Annotated in this window: 22 protein-coding genes; 7 read left to right on the top strand and 15 right to left on the bottom strand. The window is 74.8% G+C overall.

The features are described 5' to 3' along the window. Positions 1–57: 57 nt before the first annotated feature. Positions 58–2,220 carry a serine/threonine-protein kinase gene (locus tag JK356_RS03105; protein WP_201865917.1) on the bottom strand — a complete coding sequence of 721 codons (2,163 nt, stop codon included), beginning with the start codon at positions 2,218–2,220 and terminating at the stop codon, positions 58–60. Positions 2,221–2,276: 56 nt separating this feature from the next. Next, positions 2,277–3,983 (bottom strand): glycerol-3-phosphate dehydrogenase/oxidase, encoded by a 1,707-nt coding sequence (locus JK356_RS03100; protein ID WP_201865916.1) that lies wholly within the window; start codon positions 3,981–3,983, stop codon positions 2,277–2,279. 221 nt (positions 3,984–4,204) lie between these two features. Here JK356_RS03100 and JK356_RS03095 point away from each other — a divergent pair, with 221 nt between their 5' ends. Next, on the top strand, positions 4,205–5,437 hold the full coding sequence (locus JK356_RS03095) for a UDP binding domain-containing protein (RefSeq protein WP_201865915.1): 1,233 nt from the start codon (positions 4,205–4,207) through the stop codon (positions 5,435–5,437). A gap of 40 nt (positions 5,438–5,477) precedes the next feature. Here the strand turns inward: JK356_RS03095 and JK356_RS03090 are convergent, their stop codons facing one another. The 5 genes from JK356_RS03090 to JK356_RS03070 all read right to left on the bottom strand — a co-directional run bounded on the left by JK356_RS03090 (position 5,478) and on the right by JK356_RS03070 (position 10,144). Then, positions 5,478–6,593, bottom strand: coding sequence for a GuaB3 family IMP dehydrogenase-related protein (locus JK356_RS03090; RefSeq protein ID WP_201865914.1), 1,116 nt, complete (start codon positions 6,591–6,593; stop codon positions 5,478–5,480). A gap of 1 nt (position 6,594) precedes the next feature. Further along, entirely contained in the window at positions 6,595–6,849 is a 255-nt protein-coding gene (locus tag JK356_RS03085; protein WP_201865913.1) for a hypothetical protein, read from the bottom strand. 24 nt (positions 6,850–6,873) lie between these two features. Further along, positions 6,874–8,379, bottom strand: a complete 1,506-nt coding sequence (gene guaB, locus JK356_RS03080; RefSeq protein WP_201865912.1) for an IMP dehydrogenase — start codon at positions 8,377–8,379, stop codon at positions 6,874–6,876. Between the two features lie 289 nt (positions 8,380–8,668). Continuing rightward, positions 8,669–9,244: an RNA polymerase sigma factor ShbA gene (gene shbA / locus JK356_RS03075; RefSeq protein WP_307815390.1), complete on the bottom strand. Its 576-nt coding sequence runs from the start codon at positions 9,242–9,244 to the stop codon at positions 8,669–8,671. A 288-nt stretch (positions 9,245–9,532) separates the two neighbouring features. Then, on the bottom strand, positions 9,533–10,144 hold the full coding sequence (locus tag JK356_RS03070) for a response regulator transcription factor (protein ID WP_019431595.1): 612 nt from the start codon (positions 10,142–10,144) through the stop codon (positions 9,533–9,535). A gap of 339 nt (positions 10,145–10,483) precedes the next feature. Between JK356_RS03070 and JK356_RS03065 the strand changes: the two genes are divergently transcribed. Beyond that, a complete protein-coding gene (locus tag JK356_RS03065; protein WP_201865911.1) occupies positions 10,484–10,804 on the top strand; it encodes a WhiB family transcriptional regulator in 321 nt (106 codons plus the stop codon). A gap of 33 nt (positions 10,805–10,837) precedes the next feature. Beyond that, on the top strand, positions 10,838–11,623 hold the full coding sequence (locus JK356_RS03060) for an SDR family oxidoreductase (protein WP_201865910.1): 786 nt from the start codon (positions 10,838–10,840) through the stop codon (positions 11,621–11,623). Positions 11,624–11,744: 121 nt separating this feature from the next. On the opposite strand, the gene groL is transcribed toward JK356_RS03060, so the two are convergent. The 3 genes from groL to JK356_RS03045 form a co-directional block, all read right to left on the bottom strand. Next, a complete protein-coding gene (gene groL, locus JK356_RS03055; protein ID WP_201865909.1) occupies positions 11,745–13,373 on the bottom strand; it encodes a chaperonin GroEL in 1,629 nt (542 codons plus the stop codon). Between the two features lie 118 nt (positions 13,374–13,491). Next, positions 13,492–13,800: a co-chaperone GroES gene (groES, locus tag JK356_RS03050; RefSeq protein ID WP_191209702.1), complete on the bottom strand. Its 309-nt coding sequence runs from the start codon at positions 13,798–13,800 to the stop codon at positions 13,492–13,494. Between the two features lie 325 nt (positions 13,801–14,125). Beyond that, positions 14,126–15,160, bottom strand: a complete 1,035-nt coding sequence (locus tag JK356_RS03045) for a polysaccharide deacetylase family protein (protein WP_307815371.1) — start codon at positions 15,158–15,160, stop codon at positions 14,126–14,128. A gap of 483 nt (positions 15,161–15,643) precedes the next feature. Here JK356_RS03045 and JK356_RS03040 point away from each other — a divergent pair, with 483 nt between their 5' ends. The 4 genes from JK356_RS03040 to JK356_RS03025 all read left to right on the top strand — a co-directional run bounded on the left by JK356_RS03040 (position 15,644) and on the right by JK356_RS03025 (position 20,225). Continuing rightward, positions 15,644–16,852, top strand: coding sequence for a class I SAM-dependent methyltransferase (locus JK356_RS03040; protein ID WP_201865908.1), 1,209 nt, complete (start codon positions 15,644–15,646; stop codon positions 16,850–16,852). 190 nt (positions 16,853–17,042) lie between these two features. Continuing rightward, positions 17,043–17,786 carry a glucose 1-dehydrogenase gene (locus JK356_RS03035; RefSeq protein WP_307815370.1) on the top strand — a complete coding sequence of 248 codons (744 nt, stop codon included), beginning with the start codon at positions 17,043–17,045 and terminating at the stop codon, positions 17,784–17,786. A gap of 157 nt (positions 17,787–17,943) precedes the next feature. Beyond that, positions 17,944–18,330, top strand: coding sequence for a DUF4913 domain-containing protein (locus tag JK356_RS03030; protein ID WP_201865907.1), 387 nt, complete (start codon positions 17,944–17,946; stop codon positions 18,328–18,330). After that, on the top strand, positions 18,327–20,225 hold the full coding sequence (locus tag JK356_RS03025; protein WP_201865906.1) for a tetratricopeptide repeat protein: 1,899 nt from the start codon (positions 18,327–18,329) through the stop codon (positions 20,223–20,225). The genes JK356_RS03030 and JK356_RS03025 overlap by 4 nt, the downstream gene beginning before the upstream one ends. A gap of 19 nt (positions 20,226–20,244) precedes the next feature. Here the strand turns inward: JK356_RS03025 and JK356_RS03020 are convergent, their stop codons facing one another. From JK356_RS03020 to tsaB, 5 genes are all read right to left on the bottom strand, one after another. Next, positions 20,245–21,390 (bottom strand): enolase C-terminal domain-like protein, encoded by a 1,146-nt coding sequence (locus tag JK356_RS03020; RefSeq protein ID WP_201865905.1) that lies wholly within the window; start codon positions 21,388–21,390, stop codon positions 20,245–20,247. 230 nt (positions 21,391–21,620) lie between these two features. Next, on the bottom strand, positions 21,621–21,887 hold the full coding sequence (locus tag JK356_RS03015; protein WP_201865904.1) for a hypothetical protein: 267 nt from the start codon (positions 21,885–21,887) through the stop codon (positions 21,621–21,623). Continuing rightward, complete coding sequence (gene tsaD, locus JK356_RS03010) at positions 21,884–23,035, bottom strand: tRNA (adenosine(37)-N6)-threonylcarbamoyltransferase complex transferase subunit TsaD (protein ID WP_201865903.1); 1,152 nt, start codon at positions 23,033–23,035, stop codon at positions 21,884–21,886. Before tsaD ends, JK356_RS03015 begins: the two co-directional genes overlap by 4 nt. A gap of 25 nt (positions 23,036–23,060) precedes the next feature. Then, positions 23,061–23,603 (bottom strand): ribosomal protein S18-alanine N-acetyltransferase, encoded by a 543-nt coding sequence (rimI, locus tag JK356_RS03005; RefSeq protein WP_201865902.1) that lies wholly within the window; start codon positions 23,601–23,603, stop codon positions 23,061–23,063. After that, positions 23,600–24,268, bottom strand: a complete 669-nt coding sequence (gene tsaB, locus JK356_RS03000; RefSeq protein ID WP_201865901.1) for a tRNA (adenosine(37)-N6)-threonylcarbamoyltransferase complex dimerization subunit type 1 TsaB — start codon at positions 24,266–24,268, stop codon at positions 23,600–23,602. The genes rimI and tsaB overlap by 4 nt, the downstream gene beginning before the upstream one ends. Between the last annotated feature and the right edge of the window lie 45 nt (positions 24,269–24,313).

Raw genomic sequence — 24,313 nt, 5'->3', positions numbered from 1 at the left:
AACCCCTCGTGCGGGGCCGCGGCTTACGGCGGCGGGTGCCGGTGAGGGCGGCAGGCGTTATCCGTCCCACGGCTGGAAGGTGTTGAACGCCGTCTCCCGCAGCGTGGTGCACTCGTCGCCGTTCCACTCGTCCACCGGACAGGTGATCATGATGGCGTAGCCGTGGTCGGCGTCGACGCGGAAGCCGCGGTTGAGCACGCGCACCCGCTCGCCGTTCTCCACGCGCTCGAACTCCCAGTCAGCGACCGTCGGATAGCCGCGCCACGCCACGGTGTCCATACCGAGCAGCTCGTAGCCGCGGCTGGTCTCCCGGACCGACGGTTCCAGCGACCGCCAGGCGGCCAGCGCGTTGTCGCCCGGCTCGCTGGTGAAGTCCACCTGGACCTTGGGCGGGCCGCCGGCGGGCGCGCTGTAGATGCCGCCGGAGTTCTGCCCGGCGATGCCCGTGCGCTCCCAGCCGGCGGGCAGCGAGATGGTGAAGTGGAAGTCCGGGTCGGTGACTTCGGCGTATCCGGCCGGGTTGCCGGGCACCGAGGCGCCGGGGTCCGTCTCCGGCGAGGTGCCGGGCGGCGCGTCGCCCGGGTCCTGGTCCTCCGGCGAGGGTTCGTCCTGGCCGCCGGACGTCCCGTCGTCCGCCGGCTCCTCGCCGTCGCCGCCGCCGGCGCCGTCCTCGTTCTCCGGGTTCTCCGGGTTCTCCGGGTTCTCCGGGTTCTCCTGGGCGTCCTGCCGCGCGTCGCCGCCCTGGCCGCCGCCGTCGCCGTCATCACCGAGGGTGGTGGCGATGGCCGTGCCCAGCAGGGCGAGCAGGACGACCGAGACCAGGGCGATGATGGTCAGCCGCCGCTGCCGCGGCGTGAGCTGACGCGGCGTCAGCTTCCGCTCCCCGGTGGAGGCGGGACGCCCGGCGGGCGCCGCCGGCGGGGGCGGCGGAGCGGGCGTGGCCGCGCCGGCCGGCGCCGCGGGCGCGGGAGCCGGGCGGTCCGGTTCCGCCGGGGCGGCCGGGCGCTTGCCGCCGGGCAGACCGACGACGAGCGTCTTGTCGCTGCCCTCGCCCTCGTCGGCGTCGTCCCCGCTCTCGGCGGCGGCCAGCGCCGCGCGCAGCATCTCGCGGGCGCGCGGCTCATCCAGCCGGTCCTCCGGCACCTTCTCCAGCAGCCCGGTGATGACATCCGTCAGCGGGCCCGCCTGCCGGGGCGGACGGACCGGGTCGTGCATGACGGCCGCGAGCGTGGCGATCGCGCCGCCCTCGTCGTACGGGGGACGGCCCTCGACGCAGCAGTACAGCAGTGCGCCCAGCGACCACATGTCGGTGGGCGGGCCCAGCTTCTGGCCCCGCGCGCGCTCCGGCGATATGTACGAGGGCGCCCCGACGAGCATGCCGGTGGAGGTGACCGACGGGTCGCCCTCGACCTTGGCGATGCCGAAGTCCGTGAGCACGACCCGGTTGTCCTCGCTGGCGACGAGGACGTTGGAGGGCTTGACGTCACGGTGGAGGATGCCGGCGCCGTGCGCGGCGCGCAGCACGTCGAGGATGGCCAGACCGATGGCGGCGACGCGGGCCGGGGGCATGGGGCCCTCGCTGCGTATGACGTCGGCGAGGGAGCGGCCCTCGATCAGCTCCATCACGATCCACGGCCGGGAGTGCTCCTCCACGACGTCATAGACCGTGACAACGCCGCGGCTGCGGATGCTGGCGATCGCCTTGGCCTCGCGCATGGTGCGGGTGACGAGGCGTCTGCGCTCGGCGTCCTCGATACCGCTGGGCAGGCGCAGCTCCTTGACGGCCACCCAGCGGCCGAGCGTCTCGTCGCGCGCCCGCCAGACCGTGCCCATGCCGCCGCGCCCGACCACGTCGGTCAGCCGGTACCGCCCGGCCAGGCGGCGCCCGGTGGCCTTCGCCTCCCGGGAGCGCTCGGCCGCGGCCGGGTCCTGGGCGCGCGGGTCTGGCACGCCGTCAGCGGCGCCGGCCCCGCCCTCGTCTTCGCCGGCTTCGCCCTCGTCATCGCCGGCTTCGCGATCGCGGGCTCCGCCGCCGGCCTCGTCAGCGCCGGCGGCGTCCGCCGTGCCGTCCCCGTCCGGACCGGCGGCCGCCGTCTCTTCTTCCGGCTCTGACGCCAGGGCAGGACCGTCCTCCGGCTCCGGCGGAACGGACTCCCCGTCCGTGGTGTCGTCCTGCGCCGCGCGCGGCCGAGTCGTGTCCCCGTTGCGGTCCTGGGCCATAGGTCGCGTCCCCTCCACTTCCCCGCCCATTGTGACCTATCCGGGGGACAGCCCGTTCACATCGGGACGCTGTCCGGGGCGTCCAGCCGGGCCGCGTCGGCCGTCTGGTCGTCGGGCTGGAGCTGCGACTCGCGTTCGGCCTGGACCCGCCGCTCGTACAGCTCGACCTCCCGGTCCACCTGCTCGTCGTCCCAGCCCAGCACGCCCGCCATCAGCTGGGCGCACTCGCGGGCGCTGCGCGTGCCGCGGTCGAACGTCTCGATCGAGATGCGCGTGCGGCGGGTGAGCACGTCCTCCAGGTGGCGGGCGCCCTCGTGCGTCGCGGCGTAGACGATCTCGGCCTTCAGGTAGTCGTCGGCGGCGGGCAGCGGCTCGCCGAGCGAGGGATCCTCGGCGATGAGCTCGAGAATCTCCTCCGTCAGCGAGCCGTAACGGTTCAGCAGGTGCTCGATGCGTGCCTGGTGCAGGCCGGCCCGGGCCGCCAGGCGGGCACGGGCGTTCCACAGCGCGTGGTAGCCCTCGGCGCCCGCCAGCAGGATCTCCTCCGTGCAGCAGGGCGCGACCCGCTGGTCGAGGCCGTGCACCGCCGCGTCCACGGCGTCCTTGGCCATGACCCGGTACGTCGTGTACTTGCCGCCCGCCACGACCACCAGGCCCGGCACCGGGTGCGCCACCGTGTGCTCGCGGGACAGCTTGCTCGTCGCGTCCGACTCCCCGGCGAGCAGCGGGCGCAGCCCGGCGTAGACGCCCTCCACGTCATCGCGCGTCAGCGGCACGGCCAGCACGTCGTTGACGCGCTCCAGCAGGTAGTCGATGTCGGCGCTGGAGGCCGCCGGGTGCGCCTTGTCCAGGTCCCAGGGCGTGTCTGTGGTGCCGACGATCCAGTGGCGGCCCCACGGGATGACGAACAGCACGCTCTTCTCGGTGCGCAGGATCAGGCCGGTGGAGGAGTGGATCCGGTCCTTGGGCACCACCAGGTGGATGCCCTTCGAGGCGCGGACGTGGAACTGGCCGCGCTCGGCGATCATCCCCTGGGTGTCGTCGGTCCACACGCCGGTGGCGTTGACGACCTGCTTGGCGCGGATCTCGTAGGTGCCCTCGCGCTCCTGGTCGGTGACGCGGACGCCGACGACGCGCTCGCCCTCCCGCAGGAACTCCGTCACGCGGGCCCGGTTGGCGACCATCGCGCCGTAGCTGGCCGCCGTGCGCACCAGCATGGCGACGTACCGGGCGTCGTCGACCTGGCCGTCGTAGTACTGAAGCGCGCCGACCAGCGCGTCCTTGCGCAGCGCCGGCGCCACCCGCAGCGCCTGGCGGCGGGTCAGGTGCCGGTGGGTCGGCAGACCGCGGCCGTGGCCCGAGGAGATCGCCATGGTGTCGTACATGGCGACGCCGGTGCCGGCGTACAGCCGCTCCCAGCCGCGGTGGCGCAGCGGGTAGAGGAACGGCACCGGCTTGACCAGGTGCGGGGCGATGCGCTGGAGCAGCAGCCCGCGTTCCTTCAGCGCCTCGCGGACGAGGGCGAAGTCCAGCATCTCCAGATAGCGCAGCCCGCCGTGGATCAGCTTGCTGGACCGGCTGGACGTGCCCGAGGCCCAGTCCCGCGCCTCGACGAGCCCGGTGGTCAGGCCACGGGTCACGGCGTCGAGGGCGGTGCCCGCCCCGACCACACCACCGCCGATGACCAGCACGTCGAGTTCCCGGTCCGCCATCCGTGCCAGTGCCTCGGCCCGGTTCTCCGGCCCCAGTGCCGCCGTTTTCACCGCTGCCTCCCGTGCTCGCTCAGCATCATCGCTGCCTCGTGTGACTCAGTCGCCGCGGCGGCCTGCCGCGACTCGTCCTACCGATGTTCCCCCAATTCCCTCGGTTTGGCGCGCCGCCGCCCCGCCGCGAGTGGCATTACGTCCATATCAGTCTTATATGCCCCTAAGCTGACTTCCGTCACATCCGCCGCGCAGAAGGCGCGAGGAGGGAGCCGGGGAGCATGCCTGCCGATCTCGCCGTCCTGGGGCCCGGACGCCTGGCGCTGCCTGCCGCACGGGCCGCCACCGCCGCTGGCATCCAGACCGTCGCCGTGATCCCGGAGCCCCGCGCGGCGGCCGGCCTGAACGCGGGACGCCCGCCCGCCGGCGGGCCCCTCACCGCCCCGGAGCTGCGCCGCATGCTGGCCGCCGGCTTCTCCGCGACGAGCGACCCGGCGGCGCTGTGGCGGGTGCGGACGGCACTGGTCTGCGCGCCCGGCGCCGAGGACGCCCGGGAGGCGGCCTGGGTGCTGGGGCCGCGGCTGCGGCCCGGCTCGCTCGTCGTCCTCCAGTCGCCCGGCGAGCCCGGGCTGACCCGGCAGGTGCTGCTGCCGCTGCTGGAGGAGGCGTCGGGGCTGCGCGCGGGACGGGGCTTCCACCTCGCCTGCGCCCTGGAGCGGCCGGAGCGCGGCACGCCGTCCGCCCGCGCCGCGCGCGTCATCGGCGGCCTGACGCCCGCCTGCACGGAGGCCGCCGCCGCGTTCTACGCGCGGCTGGCCGACGGCCGGGCGGCCGGCCGCCGCGCGACGGGCGACAAGGTCATCCGCGCCCGGGGCATCGCCGAGGCCGAGACGCTCGCCGCGCTGGAGGCCAATCTGCGGCACGTCACCACGGCCCTGGTCAACGAGACGGCGATGCTCTGCCACGACCTCGGCATCGACCTGTGGGACGTGCTGCGCTGCGCCGAGGCCCGGCTGACCGGTGCCGCGGCGGCGCTGCGGCCGGGCCCTGCCCCAGCGGACGCGGCCGGACCGGTGAATCCGGGCGGCCGGCTCACCCTCGTCGGCCGGGCTAAGAGCATCAACGCCCGCATGCCCGGCTACGTCACCGACCGCGCCGCCGCCCTGCTGAACGAGCACGGCAAGTCGGCGCGCGGCGCCCGCGTGCTGCTGCTGGGCGTCTCCGGGCACGACGGCGCGCCCGGCGAGCCGGACCCCGCCGCCGCCGAGATCGCGGCCGGGCTGCGGCAGCTCGGCGCCGACCTCGGCTTCCACGACCCGCGCCTGCCGCGCTGGCAGGTCGCCGGGCGTCCCGTGGCCCGGGCGGCCTCGCCGTACGAGGCGGCAGCCGACGCCGACCTGACGCTGCTGCTGGCTCCGCACAGCGTGTACGACCTCCAGGGGCTCGCCGCCAAGGCCCAGCTGCTGTTCGACACCCGCGGCGTCACGCCGGCGGGGACGGCGCACCGCCTGTAGCCGTGCCGGACTGGCCGTCTCCCCGGCCGGGGCCGGGCGGTCAGCGGCCGGGCGCGACGGTGACCTCGACGCGCTGGAACTCCTTCAGCTCCGAGTAGCCCGTCGTCGCCATGGCCCGGCGCAGGGCGCCGAAGAAGTTCATGGCGCCGTCCGGGCGGTACGACGGCCCGGTGAGGATCTCCTCCGTCGTGCCCACGGTCCCCAGCCGCACCTTCTTGCCGCGCGGCAGCTCCTCGTGGACCGCCTCCATGCCCCAGTGGTGGCCGCGCCCCGGCGCGTCCGTGGCCCGCGCCAGCGGCGAGCCCATCATCACGGCGTCCGCCCCGCAGGCGATCGCCTTCGGCAGGTCGCCGGACCAGCCGACCCCGCCGTCCGCGATGACGTGCACGTACCGGCCGCCGGACTCGTCCAGGTAGTCGCGGCGCGCGGCGGCCACGTCCGCCACGGCGGTCGCCATCGGCACCTGGATGCCCAGCACGTTCCGCGTGGTGTGCGCCGCGCCGCCGCCGAAGCCGACGAGCACCCCGGCCGCGCCGGTCCGCATCAGGTGCAGCGCCGCCTGGTACGTGGCGCAGCCGCCGACGATCACCGGGACGTCCAGCTCGTAGATGAACTGCTTGAGGTTGAGCGGTTCCGCCCGGCCCGAGACGTGCTCCGCCGAGACCGTGGTGCCCCGGATGACGAACAGGTCCACCCCGGCGTCGACGACGGCCTTCGAGAACTGCGCCGTGCGCTGCGGCGACAGCGCGGCGGCCGTGACGACGCCGGCCTCACGCACCTGGCGGATGCGCTCGAAGATCAGCTCCTCCCGCACCGGCGCGGCGTAGATCTCTTGCAGGCGCCGGTTGGCCTCGGCCTCGTCCAGCTCCCTGATCTCCTCGAGCAGCGGCTGCGGGTCGTCGTACCGGGTCCACAGCCCCTCAAGGTTGAGCACGCCGAGACCGCCGAGCTGGCCGATGCGGATCGCCGTCTCCGGGGAGACCACCGAGTCCATCGGCGCGGCGAGGAACGGCAGCTCGAAGCGGTAGGCGTCGATCTGCCAGGCGATCGACACCTCCTCCGGGTCACGCGTCCGCCGGCTGGGCACCACGGCGATGTCGTCGAAGGCGTAGGCCTGCCTGCCGCGCTTGCCGCGCCCGATCTCGATCTCAGTCACGTCATTCCTCCAGGAGCACCTGCGTGAAGTCCACGACGTGGATGACGAGGACGAGCAGGAGACCGTCACTCACCACGTACTCAACGGCGATGTTCGGCGTCAGCGCGAGGGACCTGGTGGACTCGTCGTCCGAGACCGCCACGGACATCTTCGGCCTGGGGTCCTGGGCGAGGACCGCGAGGCCCCGTTCGAGGAGGGCCCGGCGGTCGGCCGGGAGCTCGTCCCGGACACGCGCCGCCTCCTCGCTGAATTTCACCGAGTGGAGCATCAGGCTATCCGCTCAGCGTCCGGAGTAGTTCGGCGCCTCCGTCGTCATCTGGATGTCGTGCGGGTGGCTCTCCTTGAGCCCGGCGGCGGTGATCCGCACGAAGCGGCCCTTTTCCTTGATCTCCTGGATGGTGGTGCCGCCGAGGTAGTACATCGACTGGTGCAGGCCGCCGACCAGCTGGTGCACCACCGACGCCAGCGGGCCGCGGTAGGGCACCTGGCCCTCGACGCCCTCGGGGATCAGCTTGTCGTCGTCGCCGATCTCGTCCTGGAAGTAGCGGTCCTTGGAGTAGGAACGCCGGTCGCCGCGCGACTGCATCGCGCCGAGCGAGCCCATGCCCCGGTAGGACTTGTACTGCTTGCCGTTGATGAACAGCAGCTCGCCCGGGGACTCCTCGCACCCGGCCAGCAGGCTGCCCAGCATGACCGTGTCGGCGCCCGCGACCAGGGCCTTGGCGATGTCGCCGCTGTACTGCAGGCCGCCGTCGCCGATGACCGGGATGCCCGCCTCGCGGGCGGCGAGCGACGCCTCGTAGATGGCCGTGACCTGCGGCACGCCGATGCCCGCGACGACGCGGGTGGTGCAGATGGAGCCGGGGCCGACGCCGACCTTGATGCCGTCCACCCCGGCGTCGACGAGGGCCTGGGCGGCGTCGCGGGTGGCGACGTTCCCGGCGACGACGTCGACGCGGTCGCAGTTGGACTTGATCTTCTCGGCCATGTCGGCGACCAGGCGGGAGTGACCGTGCGCGGTGTCCACGACGATGAAGTCGGCGCCCGCCTCGATCAGCGCCTGGGCACGGTCGAAGGCGTCACCGGTCACGCCGACCGCGGCGCCGACGATGAGCCGCCCCTCCGCGTCCTTGGCCGCGCGCGGGTACTTCTCGGCCTTGACGAAGTCCTTGACGGTGATCAGGCCGTGCAGCTTGCCCTCGGCGTCCACCAGCGGCAGCTTCTCGATCTTGTGCTTCCGCAGCAGCTCCATGGCGGCCTCGCCGGAGATGCCGACCGGGCCGGTGACCAGCGGCATCGGCGTCATCACCTCGTGCACGCGCCGCTCGCGGTCGGGCTCGAACGCCATGTCGCGGTTGGTGACGATGCCGAGCAGCTTCCCGGACTCGTCGGTGACCGGCACGCCGCTGATGCGGAACCGGGCGCACAGCTCGTCCGCGTCACGCAGCGTCGCGTCGGGGCGGATGGTGATCGGGTCGGTCACCATGCCCGACTCTGACCGCTTGACCCGGTCGACCTGGGCGGCCTGCTCCTCGATGGACAGGTTCCGGTGGAGCACCCCGGCGCCGCCCTGGCGGGCCATGGCGATGGCCATGCGGGCCTCGGTGACCTTGTCCATGGCCGCGGAGAGCAGCGGGATGTTCACCGTCACGTTGCGCGAGAGCCGGGAGGTGGTGTCGATGTCCTGCGGCGCCATGTCGGAGGGCCCCGGCAGCAGGAGCACGTCGTCGAAGGTCAGCCCCAGGGCCGCGAACTTTTCCGGCACTCCCGTGACGTCGTCAGTCATGGCAGGTCTTCCCGCACCTCTCGCGATCTGTGTGTGGTGGCACCCCCGAACCGGGCTGTCCATGCTACGGCCTCACGCCGGCAGCCCCGTCCGGGCCGTCCGGCCCGTGAGCACTGCTCACGACGGGCGGCGGCCGCGCATTCCCCGTGGTTCCCCGTGCCCCCGGCACCTCCGTGCCCGCCGGACCCTGCCCGCCCGGCGGGCACGGGCACGTCCTCAGGCAGCTACCGCCGTGGGCCGAGCGCCGGACGGGCACCACACGGCGGTGCCCGCCGCGGCATGGCCGGCGTCAGCGCCCGGCGAGCGCGCGGAGCCGGCTCAGCGCCCGGTGCTGGGCGACGCGCACCGCGCCCGGCGACATCCCCAGCATCCGCCCGGTCTCCTCGGCGGTCAGGCCGACGGCCACCCGCAGCAGCAGCAGCTCGCGCAGGTGCCGCGGCAGGTTGGCCAGCAGCTTGCGGGCCCACTCCGCGTCGCTGCTCAGCAGGGCGTGTTCCTCGGGCCCCAGCGAGTCGTCCGGCCGCTCGGGCATCTCGTCCGACGGCACGGCCCAGCTTCCCCCGTGGCGCAGCGCGGCCCGTTGCAGGTCCGCGATCTTGTGCTGCGCGATCGCGACGACGAACGCGTCGAACGGCCGCCCGGTGTCCCGGTACCTCGGCAGCGCGCAGAGCACCGCCAGGCAGACCTCCTGTGCGAGGTCATCCACGAAGTGCCGCGCCTCCACCGGCAGGCGGGCCAGACGGACCCGGCAGTACCGCAGCGCCAGCGGATGCACGTGGGCCAGCAGGTCGTGCGTGGCCTGGGCGTCCCCCTCGGCCGCGCGGTGGACGAGCGCGCCGATCACGGAGGCATCGTCATCGCGCATCGGTCCATGGTGCACCGACCCCTCCCGCTCCGCGCCGTCGCGTGCCGAGTTGTGCACCGAAGCGTTATGAGCGGATCCGCCGTGTGCGTCGCCGCAGGCGGCGGCGGGAGCGCCGACCGCCGTCATCCGGGTCGTGTTCCGGGTCATGTCTGGGCACTCCCCTCGCACCTAACCGGCTCGTCCCCGTTGAGCGTCATGCTTCAAGCATGCGGCAACGCCGGATCTTTTGCGGCGGGGCCGGGGAGGGCAGGAACTTCCGGACGGGGCGGCCCGGCCGCCCCGTCCGGCTCAGCGGACCAGACCCCAGCGGAAGCCGAGGGCGACGGCGTGCGCCCGGTCCGAGGCGCCGAGCTTCTTGAACAGCCGCCTGGCGTGCGTCTTCACCGTGTCCTCCGACAGGAACAGCTCGCGGCCGATCTCCGCGTTGGACCGGCCGTGGCTCATCCCCTCGAGCACCTGGATCTCGCGCGCGGTGAGCGTCGGCGCGGCCCCCATGTCCGAGGAACGGAGCCGGCGCGGGGCCAGCCGCCACGTCGGGTCGGCCAGCGCCTGCGTCACGGTGGCGCGCAGCTCGGCGCGCGAGGCGTCCTTGTGCAGGTAGCCGCGTGCCCCGGCGGCGACGGCCAGCGCCACGCCGTCGAGATCCTCGGCGACGGTCAGCATGATGATGCGGGCGCCGGGATCGGCGGAGAGCAGCCGCCGGACGGTTTCAACGCCCCCCAGGCCGGGCATCCGGACGTCCATCAGAATCAGATCGGAGCGGTCGGCGCCCCAGCGGCGGAGGACTTCCTCGCCGTTGGCCGCCGTCGTGACCCGTTCGACGCCGGGCACCGTCGCGACCGCGCGGCGCAGCGCCTCCCGGGCGAGCGGGGAGTCGTCGCAGACGAGGACGGAAGTCATGGCCGTCCTCCGCAGCTGATGCGCATCACCTTGAGCCTCCAGGCAGTTATGTGTCTCACCGGTCGCGGTTGACCGCCCCGAGCCCGCACGGAACCGCGCTCTACGTCAACCGCCTACGCCCTCTCAACGACGGTCACCCGAAAGAGTTACGGTCGCCAGCCCTCCGGGATACGCAGGGTGCACGAGGCGGTCACAGCGGATCACGGCCCCGGACAGCGGGACACACCCGTTCGCCATTTGCCGGTTTTTGACCTTTTTGCCCTTCTCGAGATGACTAAGACTATATTCGGCTGGTAGTCATATTTACATCCGCTTCCGCAGTCTCGATGGGACACCGTCATGGCAGATTTCTCCCGGCTTCCGGGCCCGAACGCCGACCTGTGGGACTGGCAGCTCCTCGCGGCCTGCCGGGGCGTGGACAGCTCGCTGTTCTTCCACCCCGAGGGAGAACGCGGCGCGGCGCGCAGCGCTCGCGAGGAGGCGGCCAAGGAGGTATGCATGCGCTGCCCCGTCCGCTCCGAGTGCGCCGCACACGCCCTGTCCGTGCGCGAGCCCTACGGGGTGTGGGGCGGGCTGACCGAGGACGAGCGCGAGGAGCTGCTCGGCCGCGCCAGGCGCGATCTGGCACGCTCGAAGTCCGCGCAGGCCGCGAAGCGTTAGCGGTCCGCGGCGTCCTCGGCCTACCGTCGTCGCATGACGACAGCTTTGGTGACGGGATCCACGGCCGGGATCGGCGCCGCGTTCGCCCAGCGGCTGGCACGCGACCGCCACGACCTGGTGCTGGTCGCCAGGAACACGGACGCGCTGCGGCGCCAGGCCGCCGACCTGCACGACCGGCACGGCATCGAGGCGGAGGTGCTCACGGCCGACCTCGCCGAGGAAGAGGGCATCGCGGCCGTCGAGGCACGGCTGGCCGACGCCACCCGGCCCGTCGAGACGCTCATCAACAACGCGGGCTTCGGCCTGAAGGGCCGCTACCTGAACGTCCCGCTGGCGGATGAGCTGCGGATGATCAAGGTGCACTGCGAGGCGGTGCTCCGCCTGACCTCGGCCGCCGTCCCCGGGATGCGGCGCCGGGGGCGGGGGCAGGTGGTGAACGTGGCCTCGGTCGCCGCGTTCGTGCCGCGCGGCACCTACGGGGCGTCGAAGGCGTGGGTGGTGCAGTTCACGATGGGCGCGGCGCGGGACCTGGCGGGCAGCGGAGTGCGGCTGATGGCGCTGTGCCCGGGCTTTGTGCGGACGGAGTTCCACGAGCGGGCGGGGATGCGGACGGACCGGATCCCGCGCTGGATGTGGCTGAACGCGGACCGGGTGGTGGACACCGCCCTGCGCGATCTGGCGCGGAACAAGCAGGTGTCGGTGCCGGGCGCCCGCTACAAGATACTGCTGGGCGCGTCGAAGCTGCTGCCCCGCGGCGTCCTCGGCAACGTCTCCGCGCGGGCCGGCCGCAGCTACGGCCCCCGCCGGGCGGAGGACTGACCGGCGTTAGGCGGCGGCCCGGGCACACGCACGACGACGGCGGCCCCGCCGCGCGGGGCCGCCGTCGCTGAACAGGCACCGACAGACGCTCAGTGACGCCGTCAGACGGAGTAACGCGAGGTCAGTGCACGTGGCCGTGGCCGTGACCGGCGGCCTGGCCCTCCGGCTCCTCCTCCTTCTTCTCCACGACCAGCGTCTCGGTGGTCAGCAGCAGCGAGGCGATGGACGCCGCGTTCTCCAGCGCCGAGCGCGTGACCTTCACCGGGTCGATGACACCGGCCTTGACCAGGTCGCCGTACTCACCGGTGGCGGCGTTGAAGCCCTGGCCCTTCTCCTGCTCCGCGACCTTGGCGGTGATGACGTAGCCCTCCAGGCCCGCGTTCTCGGCGATCCAGCGCAGCGGCTCGGCGGCGGCGCGGCGCACGATCGCGACGCCCGTGGCCTCGTCGCCGGTGCGGCCCAGGCCGTCGGCCAGCACCTTGGAGGCGTGGACCAGGGAGGCGCCACCGCCGGGCACGATGCCCTCCTCGACGGCCGCGCGGGTGGCGGAGATGGCGTCCTCCAGGCGGTGCTTCTTCTCCTTCAGCTCCACCTCGGTGGCGGCACCGACGCGGATGACGCACACGCCGCCCGCCAGCTTCGCCAGCCGCTCCTGGAGCTTCTCGCGGTCCCAGTCGGAGTCGGTGGTCTCGATCTCGGCCCTGATCTGGGCGACGCGCGCCTCGATGTCCTCGGCCTTGCCCGCGCCGTCGACGATCGTCGTGTCGTCCTTGGTGACGGTCACACGGCGGGCGGTGCCGAGCACCTCCAGGCCGACCTGGTCGAGCTTGAGGCCGACCTCCTCGGAGATCACGGTGGCGCCGGTCAGCGTCGCCATGTCGCCCAGCATCGCCTTGCGGCGGTCACCGAAGCCGGGGGCCTTGACGGCGACGGAGTTGAAGGTGCCGCGGATCTTGTTGACCACGAGGGTGGACAGGGCCTCACCCTCGACGTCCTCGGCGATGATCAGCAGCGGCTTCGAGGAGCCCGCCTGCATGATCTTCTCCAGCAGCGGCAGCAGGTCCTGGATCGCCGAGATCTTGCCCTGGTGGATGAGGATGTACGGGTCGTCGAGGACGGCCTCCATGCGCTCCTGGTCGGTGACCATGTAGTGCGACAGGTAGCCCTTGTCGAAGGCCATGCCCTCGGTGAAGTCCAGCTCCAGGCCGAAGGTCTGCGACTCCTCGACGGTGATGACACCGTCCTTGCCGACCTTGTCCATGGCCTCGGCGATCAGCTCGCCGACCCGCTTGTCCTGGGCGGACAGCGCGGCGACGGCGGCGATGTCCTCCTTGGAGTCGATGGGACGTGCGCTCTCGCGCAGGTCCTTGGCCATGGCCTCGACGGCGGCGTCCATGCCGCGCTTGAGCCCGGCGGGGGAGGCACCGGCGGCGACGTTGCGCAGGCCCTCGCGGACGAGCGCCTGGGCCAGCACGGTGGCGGTGGTGGTGCCGTCACCGGCGACGTCGTTGGTCTTGGTCGCCACCTCTTTCACGAGCTGGGCGCCGAGGTTCTCGTACGGGTCCTCGGTCTCCACCTCGCGGGCGATGGTGACACCGTCGTTGGTGATGGTGGGCGCGCCGAACTTCTTGTCGATGACGACGTTCCGGCCGCGCGGACCGATGGTCACCTTCACGGCGTCGGCCAGCTTGTTCACACCGCGCTCGAGGGCGCGGCGGGCGTCCTCATCGAACTTCAGGATCTTGGCCATGGATGTGGGTGTCCCTCGTGGTTGTCTCGTGACTGGGGGTAAACGAACCGCGCCCCGGCCCCGGCCGTCGAGGTGACGCGGGTTGCCCGGGGCGCGGCTGCGGAAGCGTCGGCTGCCCTTACTTCTCGATGATGGCGAGCACGTCGCGCGCGGAGAGGACGAGGTACTCCTCGTTGTTGTACTTCACCTCGGTACCGCCGTACTTGCTGTACAGGACGACGTCGCCCACCTTGACGTCGAGCGGAAGGCGGTTGCCGTCCTCGAAGCGGCCCGGGCCCACGGCCAGGACGGTGCCCTCCTGGGGCTTCTCCTTGGCGGTGTCCGGGATGACCAGGCCCGAGGCCGTGGTCTGCTCGGCGTCGAGCGGCTGGACCACGATGCGGTCCTCAAGCGGCTTGATGGCAACCTTGGAACTGGCGGTCGTCACGATCCGACCTCCCCCTTCGGAGATCTCACGGGGTCTTGTCTGTCTGGATGGATGGCGACCTGGTGGACCCGTCGTCGCGGGTGCCGGATCCGCCCGTCGCGCGTGTAACGTTGGCACTCGGCTATCGAGAGTGCCAGCGTCGAGATTAGGCCCCTCGTTAGCACTCAGTCAACCAGAGTGCCAGCGCGGCGGGGGCGCGCGCCGGGGCGCCGCGCGGCGGCTGCCAGCGGCGGATCAGCGGCGGTCCGCAGCGGTTTCCCGCCCCGTCACCAGGCCCGCCGCCAGCGGTTTTCCGGGGATGCCCCGGAAGGGTCCCAGAGCCGGCTCAGAGATAGTCGTCGAGCCGCGCGAGCGCGAAACCCTGCCGGGTCACCTCGTCGATCACCCGCCTGAGCACGTCCGTCATCGTGCCGTCCCAGTGCTCCTCGCCGCGGAAGTGCGTGAGGATGATGTCGCCCGGATGGAACCGCTGGTCCGCGCGCCGCCATTCGATGCGGTCGGGAAACGCCTCCTCGGCCCACAGCGGCACGGCCTCGATGCCGCACGCGGCGGCGGCGCGGAGCGTGTCGTAGTTGTAGGCGCCGTAGGGCGGCCGGAACAGCTCCGGGCGCTCCCCGATCTCCGCGGCGAGCCGGTCCTGCTGGCCGCAGATCTCGCGCTCCTGCTCCTCGTAGCTCAGCCGGGGCATCTCGTTGTGGTTCAGGGTGTGATTGTGGAGATCCACGCCCTGGTCGTGCGCCTGGCGGAAGTAGTCGTAGTCCTCGCGCGCCAGGTAGTCGGAGAGGAAGCCCGTGGCGGGCACGTCCAGCTCGTCCAGCATCCGCAGGAGTTCGGGGTCTTTCTCGGCGCCGTCGTCGATGGTCAGGAAGACGACCGGGTCGTCGGTGGGGACGCGCGTGAGGACGGGTGGCAGGCCGGGGGCGGCCAGCTGGCCCGGTTCGGCGACGAGACCGGGCTTCTCCTCGGGCGCGGGGGGCGGCGGAGGGCGGAGCGGGACCTGGCGCAGTCCCCACGTCCCCGCCGCGGTGATGCGCGCTTGTTCGGCGTGCGCCAGGCGCTCGGCGTACGCGCTCAGCGCGTAGGCGGCGCTTTGCGCCTGCACGCGCTGCGCCACGCCGAGCGGGAGCCCTGCCGCGGCGTGGGGGGCGCCGGGCGCCGGGGCGCCGCCCTCGCCGTCGACGCCCGCGTCTGAGCCGGTGACCGGGCCAGTCACCGCGCCGGGATTCGCCTGCGGCGCGGGGGCCGGAGTCACCCCGGCGCGCGGGCCCGCCGCCGCGGGCAGCCCGGGCGCGGCGGCGCAGGCGCCGTCGCCCTGGGGCGCCTTGCCGCCGGGCGCCAGCCGCTCCGCGTAGGCGCGCACCGCGCACGCCGCCTCGCGCAGCCACGGCCCGGTCGCCGCGGTGACCGGGACAGTGACCGGGGCAGTGACCGGGACAGTGACCGGGGCAGGGTTCCCGGCAGTGCCCCAGGCAGCGGCCGGGATGGTGACCGGGTTCGCGGCCCCAAGGTCCGCGGGCGGCGCTGCACCGGCGAGGGCACCGCCGGGAGGGCCGGGCGCGTGGCTGACCGCCGGGGGCGGGCGCCATGACGGGACGTCCGGCGGACCGGTGGCGATCGCCTGCGACTGGAGCCCCGCGGCGGCGCACGCGACGGCGAACACGCCCACGAGCCGACGCGGACGGCGGGTGCCGTGGTGAGGACGGGATGCGGGGTACGGGGGAGGCGCGGCGTCCCGGCGAGCGGCACAGGCATCTTGTCCTACTTGTCCGATAATCTCCATGGCGTGGGATGCTTCCATCCGGCGTCCCGCTCCCCCGGCACGCCACTCCGTCGCCGCGCGAGAATGACCCGTGTGGCCGCATCTGACGACTCCCCCGCCGCCGAGGCGTTCCGCGACCTGCTGACCGAGCGCGGGCAGCGCCTGCTGGCTGACCTCAGGGACCTCGCGCCCGGCGAGGAACTGGCCGCCGCCACCCGCCTGCGGCGCGACCACCCGGCACCGCTGGTGGCCGCCGCGCTCACCCAGGCCCGGCTGCGGCAGCGGGCGGCGGCGAAGTTCGGTGGCGACGCGGCGTCCATGTACTTCACGCCCGACGGCGTCGAGCAGGCCACGCGCGGCTCCGTCGCCGGCTGGCGGGCCAGCCGGCTGACCGCCCTCGGCGCGCGGCGCGTGGCCGACCTGTGCTGCGGGATCGGCGGCGACGCCGTGGCGCTGGCGCGTGCGGGCTGCGAGGTGCTGGCCGTGGACCGCGATCCGCTCACCTGCGCCATCGCCGAGGCCAACGCGGCGGCGCTCGGCCTGGCCGACCGCGTCACCGTGCGGTGCGCGGACGCGGCGGACGTCGACCTGACGGGCTGGGACGCGGTGTTCCTGGATCCGGCGCGGCGGGGCGGGCGCGGCCGCGTCTTCGACCCGGAGGCGTACGCGCCGCCGCTGTCCCGGGCCGTGGCCCTTGCCAGACGCGCGCCCCTCGCGGCGCTCAAGGTCGCCCCGGGCCTGCCGCACGAGGCCGTGCCCCAGGGCGCCGAGGCGGAGTGGGTCTCGGCCGGCGGGGACGTGAAGGAGGCCGTGCTGTGGTTCGGCACGGGCGGCGGCGGCCCGTCCGGACCGCGCCGCGCGACGCTGCTGCCGGGCCCGCACACGCTGACCGGCACCGGCCCCGCCGCGCCAGTGGGCCCGCTGGGCCGCTACCTGTACGAGCCGGACGGCGCCGTGATCCGCGCCGGGCTGGTCGCCGAGGCGGCCCGGCTCCTCGGCGGACGGCTCGCGGACCCGTCGATCGCCTACGTGACGGCGGACCGCCCGCGCGAGACGCCGCTCGCCACCGGTTACGAGATCACCGACGCCCTGCCGTTTCACCTCAAACGCCTGCGCGCACTGCTGCGCGAGCGCCGGGTCGGCACCCTCACCATCAAGAAGCGCGGCTTCGCGATCACCCCGGAGGAGCTCCGGTCGAAGCTGCGTCTGGCCGGAGCGAACTCCTGCACGCTCATCCTCACGCGCGTGGCGGGCGCCCGCATGATGCTGCTGGCGCAGCCCCTGCGGGCGTAGCCCCCGTCCTTGCGGGCTCACCTCCGCGACACACTTGAGCGGTTGGCGGGCTCGGCGCTGACACAGCGCCAGCCGGAAGCACCCAGCAACGCTGTGAACGCTGTGAGGGAGGGACCGTGATACACCCCGACTCATCCGCTGCCCGCGTCATCCGGCGCACGCCGTCGCTGCCCGGGACCGGAGGTGCCGCGTGAGCGAGGGCGGGATCCTGGCGGGCAAGGCCGCCGTCGTGACCGGCGGGTCGCGGGGGATCGGACGGGCGATCGTCGAGCGGCTGTGCCGGGACGGCGCGGACGTAGTCTTCTCCTACGTCTCTGGCGCCGGCAGCGCCGACGAGGTGGCGCGCGCCACGGCGGGCCGGGCCCGGGCCGTGCGGGCCGACCTGGCCGAACCCGAGGCCGCCGAGCAGCTGATGGCACAGGCCGAGGAACGGCTCGGCGGCCTCGACATCCTCGTGAACAACGCCGCCGTCCCCTTCTCCCCTGCCCCGCTGGCCGAGACCGAGGCGGCGGACTTCGACCGCGTGATGGCCGTGAACGCGCGAGCCGCGTTCCTCACCCTCCGCTACGCCGCCCGGCACATGCGCGACGGCGGGCGGATCGTGAACGTCTCGACGATGAACACCGTGCGCCCCGCCCCCGGCATCAGCCCCTACGTCGCCAGCAAGGGCGCGCTCGAGCAGCTCACGGCGGCCGCCGCCCTGGAGCTGGGCCCGCGCGCCATCACCGTGAACAGCGTCTCCCCCGGCGCGACCGACACGGACCTGCTCCGGTCCGTCAACCCGCCCGAGGCACTGGACCAGGTCGCCAGGCTGACGCCGCTGGGGCGGCTCGGCCAGCCGGCCGACATCGCCAGCGTCGTGGCGTTCCTCGTGGGGCCGGACGGCGGGTGGGTCACGGGCCAGAACCTGCGCGCCGCGGGCGGCCTGGTCTGACGGGCCAGGCCGCCGCCCGCGCCCGCCTCCCGGGCGAAGCGGCCGGGGCCCGGAGCGGCCCCGGCCGTCCCGCGCCCGCGCCTGCCTGCGCCGCGCCCCGCGGCCCGGTTGTGCCCGTGAGAGCATGTCGGGGGGACGGACCGTGCGGGAGGGCGGCATGGCGGACGGCGGCGTGCGGGGACAGCGGGGCGGGGAGGACGAGCCCGCGCCGGAGCCGGTGTTCAGAAACGTCGAGGAGTTCGTCGTCTACCGCTTCCTTCCGGTGTACGTGCGCTCCGCCGAGGACGTCCGCTGGTGCGCCGAGTGGTGGCGGCATGCCGAGGCGGTCTCGCGGTTCACTGCGCTGTGGCACGCCTGGGAGGTGCTGCGGTGGGAGCCGGGGACCGGGATGGCGGTCTGGTACCGCGACCATCTCGACCTCCAGCTGCCCATCCTGCTGTCCCCCGAGGGGCCGTTCCGCGACTGCACCCCCCAGCGGCACGTCGACCGCAGCCCGCTGCCCTCGACGCCCGCGCCCGAGGGCTACTTCGAGGACGAGTGGTGACCGGGGCGGCGGACCGGGCGCGCCGGATGAGCCGGGTGCAGAACACCGCCCACGGCGTCCGCGGCCCGGTCGTCCAGGCCGGGGAGATCCACGGCGGCGTGTGGCTGACGCTGCCGGAGACCGGGCGCCATCCGCTGCGCGCGCTGTCCGGCCTGCCCGCCGCCCGCGACTGGGACCCGTTCCTCGCCGGGGTGCACCGCGCCAGGACCGGGCCCGGCGGCACCGGCCTGCCGGCGTACGTGCCGCGCGACATCGACGGGGAACTCCGCCGCCTGGTACGGGAGTCGGCGGCCCACGGCGGCCTGGTGCTGCTCGTCGGCCCGTCCACGGCGGGGAAGACGCGCGCGGCGTTCGAAGCCGTGCGCGACGTGCTGCCGGACCACCGGGTGCTCGCGCCCGATCCGGGTTCCGACCTCACCCAGCTGCCCGGACTCCACGACGCCGAACGGGACGTGGCGTGGCTGCTGTGGCTCGACGACCTTCAGTCGCACCTGGGTCCTGACGCGCTCAGCCCCGTGCTGCTCGACTGGCTCACGGGTACGCGCGTGCCCGTGGTGGCGACGCTGCGCACCCAGTACTACCGCGAGCTGCGCGAGTCCGGCGAGGCGCTGGGCATGCGGGTGGTCAACGCCGCCCGGCCGCTGCTGGTCAGCCGCGAGTGGTCCAGCGAGGAGCGGCGGCGCGCCGAAGCGACCGGCGACCCGCTGCTGGCGCAGGCGCTGCCGCACCGGGACTTCGGCGTGTCCGAGTACCTGGCGGCGGGCCCGGAGCTGCTGCGCGAGTGGCGGAGTGCCCGGATCCCGGCGGAGGAGGGCGGGCACCCGCGCGGCCACGCCCTGGTGGCGGCGGCCGTGGACCTGGCGCGCACCGGTCTGGCCTCGCCCGTGCCCCGGCGGCTGCTCGACCTGCTGCACGTCACCTACCTCGCGGGCATGGCCACGCTGCGGCCCGAGCCGCTGGACGAGGCGTGGGCGTGGGCGGTCCGGCAGCGGCTGGGCGCGGCGAGCCTGCTGGTGCCCGGCGACCTGGAGCAGTCGGTGTGGCGGGCGTTCGACTACCTGGTCGACGAGGCGCCGCCCGCCCGCGACGTCCCGGAGCTGGTGTGGGACACGGCGCTGGACCAGGCGAAGGACGGCGAGGAGCGGTGGCTGGTCGGCCGGACGGCCTGGCGGTCCGGTCACCCCCGGGTGGCGGAATCGGCGTGGCTGCCGCTGGCGGAGGCCGGTGACACCCGGGCCATGAGCGATCTGGCCGAGCTGCTGCGGGCGCGGGGCGATCTCGCCGGGGCCGACGCGTGGCTGGCGCGCGCGGCGGACGCCGAGAGCGACACGGCCATGTACGAGCTGGGCCTGGAGTATCTGCGGCAGAGCCCGTACCACCGCCGCAACGCCTTCGGCACGGGGTTCGCGGCGGTGCGCGCCCGGTACTGGTTCCGCCGGGCGGCGCAGGCGGGGCACGTCGAGGCGATGTACCAGCTGGGCAGGCTCCCCGGCCGGTGGGACGGCACGGACGAGGGGCCCGAGACGTGGCTGCGGCGCGCGGCCGAGGCGGGGCACGCCCGGGCCATGACCGAGCTGGCGCGGCGGCTGCGGCGGGACGGGGACCGCGAGGGCGCGGCGGCCTGGCTGGCGCGCGCGGCCGCGGCGCTGGACCCCGAGGGGATGCACCTGCTGGCGGCCAGCCTGCGGGAGCGGGGCGACGAGGAGGCGGCCGAGGCGTGGTTCGCGGCGGCGGCCGGGGCCGGCTATCCGCGGGCCGCGCACGCGCTGTCGGCGCTGCTGCGGGCACGCGGCGACGCGGAGGGCGCCGCGCGGATGCTGGAGCGCGCCGTGCGGCGCGAGCGGCGGGCCATCACGGACACGGTCGCGGCGTACACCCGCCAGCAGGGGCTGTGACCGGGCCGGGCACGCGCCGTCAGGCGACGCGGAACGGCTCGGCGTCGGCCTCGCGGAGCGCCAGGCCGTGCCCCGGCGCCGACGGGTCGGGCCGCACCGCGCCGTCGCGGACCGTCAGCGCGCCGTCGAACAGCAGCGTCTCGGCGTACTCGTGGTCGCGGAACCACTCCAGGTGGCGCAGCCCCGGCGTGGCGGCGGCGACGTGGGCGGCGAGGTTGGGGGCGCCGTGCCCGGAGACGTCGGTGCCGCGCTCCTGCGCGAGGGCCGCGGCGCGCCGCCACTCGCCGAAGCCGCAGCGGGTCACGTCGAGCTGGAGGCAGTCGACGGCCCCGGCGGCCAGCATGCGGTCGAAGTAGCGCGCGTCCTGGCCGTACTCGCCGGCCGTCACGTCCGCCGCCACCCGCTCGCGCACCGACCGCAGCCCGTCGAGGTCGTCGCAGGCCACCGGCTCCTCGTACCAGCTGACTCCCCATTCGGCCAGCCGCTCGCCGACCCGCACGGCGAGGTCAGCGGCGTAGCCGCCGTGCGCGTCGACGAACACCTCGGCGGCGGTGCCGACGGCGCGGCGGGCGCACGCGACGCGGCGCAGGTCCCGGTCGACGCCGCGGCCGAACCCCTCGCCGATCGGGATCTTGACCATCGTGATGCCGCGCGCCAGCCAGTCGTCCAGCTCGCCGAGCAGCCGGTGGTCGTCGAACGGCGTGAAGCCGCCGGAGCCGTAGACCGGCACCCGGTCGCGGGCGGCGCCGAACAGCCGGTACAGCGGCAGGTCCAGCAGCCGGGCGCTGGCGTCCCACAGGGCGGTCTCGACGGCGGCCAGGACGCGGGCGGCCGTGCCGGGACGGGCCCGGCCGGCGAGGGCGGCGCGCATCCGGTCCCGGGCGGCCGGGACGTCGCACGGGTCCGCTCCCCGCAGGGCACCCGCCAGCGGGCCCTGGAGCACCGGGACGCAGGAGGCGTCGGCGTAGGTGTAGCCCAGGCCCGTCACCCCGGCGGTGCGCAGCCGCACGACGACGACGGTGAGGGCGTCCCAGCCGAGGACCGTGCCGCCGTCGGGGACCGGGAGCGGCACCCGGTACGCGGCGGCCTCCACCGCCTCGACCGGGGCGGAGACCGCGGGTGCCGTCGTTGGTCCGCTGGCGGGGGCGGGCGCTATGTCGCCCATGAGGCGGCTCCGTTCAGTCGCGGTTCAGTCGCGGTTCAGTCGCGTCGGTCGCGCGTGACTCGCCGCATGGCTCGCGGCGCGGCCCGGGGGGCGGGCCGCTGCGGAAGGCCACGGGGAGAGCCGCGGTGTCATCCCCCCTGTGCCTTGGTATCACCGGTGGCCGTCCGGGACCCGCTGCCCTGGGCCGTCCGGGGGACGCGCCCCGGGCGCGGAGGCCACGCCGTGGCCGGTCAGGCGGGAGGAGACGGCTCGCGGCGGAAGCGCCAGCGGTGGACCGGGCGGTGCAGCAGCTCCGGTGGGGGGTCGGGAAGCTCGGGCACGGGCGCGGCGAGGTCGCCGGTGTCCCACCAGGTGATGACCAGCACGCGGTCGGGGTCGGCCGTGAACGTCTCGCGCCGCGCGGGCGGCGGGGTGAGCTGCTGGGCCCGGGCCCAGGCGAGCAGCTCAGCGCCGGCGCCGGCGCGGGCGCGGGCCTCCCACATCAGGGCGATCGTCACGCGCGCTCCGCGGGCTCAGGCCGGGGCTCGTACAGGTTGGTGCGGCTGATCTCGTGCACATGCTCGTGGCCGCCGCCCTGGCGGCCCTGGCTGCTGTGGCTGTGCGGCCCGGGCACGTGCGGCTGGGTGACCGGCAGCGAGGAGTCGGCGGGCAGGTCGAACGCGGAGGCGGCCCGGCCCCGCGCCACCATCTCGGCGCCGAGCGCGGCGACCATCGCGCCGTTGTCCGTGCACAGCTTCGGGCGCGGCACCCGCAGCCGGATCCCGGCGGCCTCGCACCGCTCCTCGGCCATGGCCCGCAGCCGCGAGTTGGCCGCCACGCCGCCGCCGATCATCAGGTGGTCGACGCCCTCGTCCTTGCAGGCCCGGATCGCCTTGCGCGTCAGCACGTCCGTGACGGCTTCCTGGAACGAGGCGGCCACGTCCGCGACCGGCACGTCCTCGCCCGCCGCGCGCCGCGTCTCCACCCAGCGCGCCACGGCCGTCTTCAGCCCCGAGAACGAGAAGTCGTACGGGGCGTCCCTCGGCCCGGTCAGCCCGCGCGGGAAGCGGATGGCGTCCGGGTCGCCCTCGCGGGCCCACCGGTCGATGACCGGCCCGCCGGGGAAGCCCAGGCCCAGCACCCGCGCCACCTTGTCGAACGCCTCGCCCGCCGCGTCGTCGATGGTCGCGCCCAGCGGCCGGACGTCCGCGGTGATGTCCGGCGCCAGCAGCAGCGAGGAGTGGCCGCCCGAGACCAGCAGCGCCATCGTCGGCTCCGGCAGCGGCCCGTGCTCCAGCTGGTCCACGCAGACGTGCGAGGCCAGGTGGTTCACGCCGTACAGCGGCTTGCCCAGCGCGTACGCGTACGCCTTGGCCGCCGAGACGCCCACCAGCAGCGCCCCGGCGAGCCCGGGCCCGGCCGTCACGGCGATGCCGTCGAGGTCGCCGGGGGCCACGCCCGCCTCGGCCAGGGCGCGCTTGATCGTGGGAACCATCGCCTCCAGGTGCGCGCGGCTGGCGATCTCGGGGACGACGCCGCCGTATCTGGCGTGGGCGTCCACGCTGGAGGCGACGGCGTCGGCGAGCAGGGTGTGCCCGCGCACGATGCCGACGCCGGTCTCGTCGCAGGACGTCTCGATGCCGAGCACCAGCGGCTCGTCAGCCATGTCGCACCTTCACGGAAGTCATCGTTCAGTGTTCTCCCCGCGTGTCGTCGCCCGCGGGCCCGCCCCGGCGCATCACCAGGGCGTCGTGGCCGCCGGGCTGGTAGTAGCCGCGGCGGACGCCGAGCGGCGCGAAGCCGAACCGCTCGTACAGCCGCCGGGCGCGGTCGTTGTCCACCCGCACCTCCAGGAACACCTCCCGGCAGCCGAAGTCCTCCTCGGCCGCCCGCAGCAGCTCCGCCAGCAGCCGCGCGCCCAGCCCCCGGCCCTGCCGCCGCGGCGCCACGGCGATGGTCTGCACGTCGCCCGCGTCCCCGGCCGCCGCCAGCCCGGCGTATCCGGCCAGGGTGCCGTCCGGGTCCCGGGCCAGCACGTAGTGGCGGGTGCGGCGCGGCCCCCTGGCGTGCGCGAGCTCGGACCAGAACATGCCCGGGGTCCAGGCGTCCTCGGGGAACAGCTCCCGTTCCAGGGCCAGCACGTCGTCCAGGTCCCACCAGCGCAGCTCCGCCAGCGGCGGCAGCCCGGCCGGCTCCCCCGCGGGCCCCGCGGTCCCGGTCGCGCCGCCGGTCATGACCTGAGGACCGCCTTGTACCCGGCGGGCACCCGGGCGTCGGGCCGGCGCAGGTACAGCGGCAGCGGCTCGTCCAGCGGCTCGCCGGCGCCGAGCCGTTCGGCGGCCAGCGCGGCCAGCGCGGCGGCCGAGGCGTGGCCCGGCAGATCGCCCCGGGCGGCGGGGAACGCGTCCGGGTACAGCTGCGCGCCCTCTCCCACGGCCGTCAGCGACGCCGCCTCGGCGGGCACGTCGGCGGGCCGGTCCACGGCGGGCCCGGCCACCCGGGTACGGGCGTCGGCGTAGCGGGCCCAGTACACCTCCTTGCGCCGGGCGTCGGTGGCCACGGTGAACGGCCCCGCCACCCCGGCGAGGCCCGCCGCGTACGCGATGCCGTCCAGCGTGCACAGGCCGTGCACCGGCAGGCCGCGCGCGGCGCCGATCGCGGCGGCCGTGGCGAGGCCGACGCGCAGCCCCGTGTACGGCCCCGGCCCGGTGCCCGCGACGAGCGCCGTGACGTCGTCCAGGCTCCGGCCCGCCTCGGCCAGCACCCGGTCGATGGCCGGGAGCAGCAGCTCTCCGTGGCGCCTGGCGTCCACCTGCGCGGCGGCGGCCAGCACGCGCGTGCCGTCGTGCAGGGCGGCGGTGACGGCGGGGGTCGCGGTGTCGAGTGCGAGCAGCAGCACGCCTGCAAGCCTACGGCCAGCTGAGGGACACCCGGTGCCCTGGTA

The sequence above is a fragment of the Streptomyces sp. 7-21 genome, from assembly GCF_016741785.1.
In the GTDB taxonomy this organism is placed as follows: Bacteria; Actinomycetota; Actinomycetes; order Streptomycetales; family Streptomycetaceae; genus Streptomyces.
Note: the sequence above shows the minus strand (reverse complement) of the source record. Positions and strands in the feature narration are given on the sequence as shown.